General features: G+C 39.7%; 4 protein-coding genes. 1 reads left to right on the forward strand and 3 read right to left on the reverse strand.

Translation table 11 applies throughout. From position 1 onward, the window contains the following. Window positions 1-247 precede the first annotated feature (247 nt). Genes ACYQ2O_RS11210 through ACYQ2O_RS11220 form a run of 3 tightly spaced genes read right to left on the reverse strand, consistent with a single transcriptional unit; the run spans window position 248 to window position 1,894 of the window. Window positions 248-427, reverse strand: coding sequence for a hypothetical protein (locus ACYQ2O_RS11210; RefSeq protein WP_346025235.1), 180 nt, complete (start codon window positions 425-427; stop codon window positions 248-250). A 57-nt stretch (window positions 428-484) separates the two neighbouring features. Beyond that, on the reverse strand, window positions 485-1,336 hold the full coding sequence (locus ACYQ2O_RS11215) for an N-acetylmuramoyl-L-alanine amidase family protein (protein WP_459796641.1): 852 nt from the start codon (window positions 1,334-1,336) through the stop codon (window positions 485-487). An 18-nt stretch (window positions 1,337-1,354) separates the two neighbouring features. After that, window positions 1,355-1,894, reverse strand: a complete 540-nt coding sequence (locus tag ACYQ2O_RS11220) for a sigma-70 family RNA polymerase sigma factor (protein ID WP_459769809.1) — start codon at window positions 1,892-1,894, stop codon at window positions 1,355-1,357. 379 nt (window positions 1,895-2,273) lie between these two features. Between ACYQ2O_RS11220 and ACYQ2O_RS11225 the strand changes: the two genes are divergently transcribed. Next, window positions 2,274-3,116 (forward strand): competence protein ComK, encoded by an 843-nt coding sequence (locus tag ACYQ2O_RS11225; protein ID WP_346025232.1) that lies wholly within the window; start codon window positions 2,274-2,276, stop codon window positions 3,114-3,116. The last annotated feature ends 235 nt before the right edge of the window (window positions 3,117-3,351 follow it).

Consider the following 3,351-nt stretch of genomic DNA (forward strand, 5'->3'; position numbering starts at 1 on the left):
TGTTTGTTGGTAACTACATTTTACCAAAGAGAGGTGTCTTTTTCTGTACTTTTAAGTTCAATATTCTAACTGATCTTTACGGTAAAAGGATAGAACGTCGTTCTTAGGGGTGCGAAACTTGAGTTTTTACTATTTCAAAAATAGGCTGACAAACAGGCATCGGCAGGACTTCTTCACTCCCTGATGCCTGTTATAGTCACTTTCCTTTATTCAAATCATAAGCTAGTTAATTTCCAGTTTCAGATTCCTAAGACTGACTGTGCTCTTCTTTATCCAACTGATCTTTTTTCGGGATTACCTTTTTATGTGCTCCATAGTTGAACAGGAGGATCACTGCATTCAACAGCAACCATATGATAACGAATGGCAGCTTGATCCACTCCCTTGAAGTAGCCTCTTGCTTACTTTTATTATGATCCTTATTCATGGAGACCGTCTCTTCTCAGTTTGATAATAGTTATCTTCTCTACGTTAGCCTTAATGCTCACACTATTCGGACAAATTTCGGGCTGGCAGTTACATAAAACACTTGCCCTCTGGCATTTCTCACTTTATACTGCTCACCTGATCCGACTTTCAGCTTGTCCAGGATTTCAGTAAACATCTGTCCTTTTTTCATGAATCCAAATACATCATCGTCAGACCAGCTGGGCTTGTTGTAGAAACGAAGTTCACCGTTGTGAATACTCTCCAAACGAAACCCTTTAAAACCCGGGAGCGATTTAGCTTTGTCATTAGCTGGATAATCTGGCAAATGATGTGCAGTCTTTTTTGTAGGAGGCTGATATCGGACGCCCACTTTTTTACAGATACATTCGACAACTGCTTCTGCAGCCGATATAAAATTATTTTGCTCCAAATAGTAATGATGATCGACCTGGTTATCGATGAATCCGTATTCTACAATAACTGTTTCCGTATTTCCAGTCAACCGGTGCATATAATAATAATCGACACCTTTTCGAATTTCTCTAGTGAATACCCGCCTCAATGGCAGACCAGTGGTGTGAGCTAATTTTTCAGCCAATGCTCTGGCAAAATCAGCTTTGGCATGAATCGAATGAATCGTCTCGACCCCACGTGCCTGACTATTGAAAGCGTTCCAGTGATTAGATACGCATAAATCATACTGATTCCTGATCCTAGCTATATGCTGCGTCGGATTCAGGGATACATCTGACTGACGGGTCAGGGCGACGTCTACCCCGCACTCCTTCAAGCGTCGATACTGATACAGACTGATGGAAAGTGTCCAGTCTTTTTCATTTACTCCAAATCCCTTCGCCCCCGGATCGGTTCCCCCATGTCCTGCATCAATGATTACTGTTTTACTCATGTCTCTTCCTTCTCTCTATTAGTTTATCAGTACTGCTTTAAAGTGACTCAGTTTTAGTGCCGTTCGATTTTTCCACTGGTAGACCGTTTTGCGGCTGACCTTATGCTTTCTCGCTATATCGGTCACGGAGAGCTGGTTCAGGACAGTCTCATTCAAATAGATCTGTTCATTCGGTGCCAGACAATCCAGCATAGAAGGAAAGAGCTGCCAGACGATCCAGTCTTCATTTTTGTCCCTGGACGACTCTGCTTCATCGTCAAAAAATTCTGAAACAGTCTCCTCCCGCTCTTTTTTCAGCTGATATTTTCTCAACTCATCTATAACCGCCCATTTGATTTTTTGAAAGGCAAAACCTGTGAACTGATAAAAATATTCCTCTTCACATAAATCCTCTGGAAATTGCTCGTACACTTTAACGAGTGTCAGTAAACCTATCTGAACCAGATCATCATAATTCTGATTTGATCTTAAAACTCCACACTTTTTCAATGCTCCATGAACCAAACTGGTATGAACAAAGAAAAAGTCATCTGCCATTTCTTCTCTCAATGTCCTCATCGATTTTCCTTTATTACGAGAATTCTCTAGTTTTATTTGTACCAGGCCTTGTACAACCCCTACTTTATAGGTAGAGCTATTCTCATTCAAAGGACTGAAACCTGTAGTCTGACTCCCGATTAATAAAATTATTATTATTCCAGTCTAAAGACTTTCATAATCAAGGTGAATCAGTTTAAATCCTCATCACATTCTTAACTAAATTTTCTGATTTCAACTGACATAAAAGGAGATAGACAGACAGGATTAAATTAATCTAATGGAAAAAATATAATTAATATCTACCGAATATAACCAGCTTATGCTATAATCAATGTGAATTTATGAACTTTAACAAAAATAATGATAGCGCTTTAATCAGTGCCGAAGGGAACGGTTCATGGATAAACTTTATAAAAAGTACGTCAGGCAGCTGGAAGATTATGTTTTAAAAGAACGGGCAAGTCAGTACCTCTTCACGAGTAATAAGGTAGACAGAGGTAGAACTTATTTTGATCATCTCAAAATAGACGCTTCTCAAATCATGAATTATCTGGATGTTTCACTTGAACAGAAGTATATTTCTATAGACCGGACATGCTTTTATATCTGTGATTTGTCCAATGAAGAACGAACACCCTATAACACGATTGTCTTTAATCTCTATGGGTCACCTCTCAAGTCCGTTGAAACGACAACTCAGATAATAAACCGGTCGTTCAATGCCATGAACATAAACTATGAAATGATTAAACAATTAGGCAAAGCTTTTGGCATTAATCAGAAATGTCCCTATGTCTTAGGTCCCATGTGTTTCGCTCCGGACAAAGGAACGAAGCACAATCACGCCAACTGGATCGGAATCCACAATGTTCGGGATATCCATAGCCATGACAAACAGACCTTACTTAGTATAAAAAATGAACACGAGCTATTGATTGATCTAGATGTAAAAAAGACGGATAAGATGGTGACTAATGGACATATTATTTACCAGGCTCAGGAGGCTATGGTCAAAGGGTGGCAGGCCTTATACCAAGATGAGAACGATGATTACCAGACCTGGAACATTTTAAAGAAACGCTCGCTACAGCACACCTTTTCTCAAAAAATACCAACCCTGTTCTCCTGTCTGATGTTCTTTTCCTATTTTCAGGCTCTGGAGATGCTTCGCACAGTTCTTAAAGAAGGCGATCCATTGCTCGATGACGTTATGAAAGAGTATCCTAAGTTTATGCTGTGAAAAACAGAACAGCTTATCCTCTGTTAATGAAGGATAAGCTGTTTTATTCTCCGGTGCTTGAAACTTGAACGTGCCGCCATTATCCAGTATAGTTTAACGTAATTCCGGAAGAAGTCTCCCACTTCTAAGCGTATGGGTGCGAAGCACCAGTGAAAGTGGGAGATGAATTTCGGTCAAGCGATAGCTTGAAGTGGTTAATCTGTCCTTTTTGTTGTATACTATATTCAGTGGTAAC

It is taken from the genome of Alkalibacterium sp. m-11 (assembly GCF_054658155.1).

Coding starts and splice junctions, on each gene's coding strand:
- ACYQ2O_RS11210 (WP_346025235.1), bottom strand. CDS start 427: ATGAATAAGGATCATAATAAAAGTAAGCAAGAGGCTACTTCAAGGGAG.
- ACYQ2O_RS11215 (WP_459796641.1), bottom strand. CDS start 1,336: ATGAGTAAAACAGTAATCATTGATGCAGGACATGGGGGAACCGATCCG.
- ACYQ2O_RS11225 (WP_346025232.1), top strand. CDS start 2,274: ATGGATAAACTTTATAAAAAGTACGTCAGGCAGCTGGAAGATTATGTT.
- ACYQ2O_RS11220 (WP_459769809.1), bottom strand. CDS start 1,894: ATGAGGACATTGAGAGAAGAAATGGCAGATGACTTTTTCTTTGTTCAT.